The 1,465-nt window shown below is 42.3% G+C and carries 1 protein-coding gene; it reads left to right on the top strand.

The window, feature by feature from the left end:
- Positions 1-96: 96 nt before the first annotated feature.
- A complete protein-coding gene (locus M3180_RS22235) occupies positions 97-1,425 on the top strand; it encodes an IS3 family transposase (protein WP_251671616.1) in 1,329 nt (442 codons plus the stop codon).
- Positions 1,426-1,465: the final 40 nt, after the last annotated feature.

Here is a 1,465-nt window from a genome sequence, read left to right as displayed (position 1 = left end):
AATAAACTGGTACCCATAGACTAGACACTTTGAAAAAAGTGTTTAAGCTATGGGTATTTTTTTGTACACTGGTATAAGTAGCGGGGGGATGAAATCATGAGCAAGAAACAATTCACTGATATAGAACGGGAACAACTCTCGGAGAACAAGTATGTAATCAAAGTAAGTAACAAGGCAATAACCTACGCGGACGAATTTAAGCAGCTTTTCATTGATCAATACATGTTAGGGAAGACACCTAGAGAAATTTTTGAGGATAATGGATTTGACGTAAATGTTCTCGGTATCAAGCGCGTCGAGACGAGTGCTGGTCGATGGAAGAAGGCCTACGGGAAAGACGGCCTCGTCGGACTTACTGATTCCCGGAAAGGGACTTCCGGACGCCCTCGAAAACGGGAATTGACAACAGATGAAATTATCGCCAAGCAAGAAGCACGAATAGAACTTCTCGAATCCCAAGTCGAATTGCTAAAAAAGCTAGACTCGACAGAAAGGTTGCTGGTAAACCAAGGAAATAAATTATGTAAGAGCAAACTCTTTAAGCTAATTAAAGATGCTGTAGATCAAGGTTTAGGACGTATGACACGCTACCTATGCGAATTGCTTAACGTCTCTCGTTCGGGATATTATAGCTACCTAAAAGCCACTGGTGCGCGCGAAGAGCGGGCCCGTTTAGATGCCAAAATTGGAGAATTGATAAAGAAGGCGTTTCATCGAAGAGGCTTCCAAAAGGGTTCTCGCTCCATCAAAATGATACTAGAAAATGAACTTGGCATTATCTACAGTCGAAAACGGATTCGAAGGCATATGAAGAAGTTAAACCTCGTTTGTCCACTCAGAAAACCTAATCCCTACAGACGTATGGCCAAAGCCACACAAGAACATCGAACACTACCGAATAAGCTACAACGGGATTTCAAGAAAGGAATCCCTGGCCTTGTGTTGCTCACCGACATTACATATCTCCCGTATGGTCGCACAGGAATGGCTTATTTATCGACTGTTCTGGACGCATCAACGGGTGAAATTCTGGCTTACAATCTCTCCACACGTCTCACGTTATCTGTAGCGATGGATACGATTCAGGCACTTACGAAACAACGTCGTTTGAAATTGCATAAGGATGCATTTATCCATTCCGATCAAGGTTCGCATTATACAAGCCCTAAATATCAAAAACTATTGAAACAAAAGGGCTTAGGCCAATCCATGTCTAGGCGAGGAAACTGCTGGGATAACGCCCCACAGGAATCCTTCTTTGGTCATATGAAAGATCATGTTATAAGCAGGAACTGCTCATCATTAGATGAACTACGACGAGAAATAGATCGTTACATGAAATACTACAACCATTACAGATATCAATGGGGATTAAAAAAGATGACCCCTGTTCAGTACAGGAATCATCTTTTGAAGACGGCCTAGCTCACTCTTTTTTAGTGTCCTTGACAAGGGTACCAGTTTA

This window comes from Paenibacillus camelliae, from assembly GCF_023715345.1.
Taxonomy (GTDB): domain Bacteria; phylum Bacillota; class Bacilli; order Paenibacillales; family Paenibacillaceae; genus Pristimantibacillus; species Pristimantibacillus camelliae.
The sequence above is the reverse complement of the archived record's forward strand: the minus strand, read 5'-3'. Positions and strand labels throughout refer to the sequence as shown.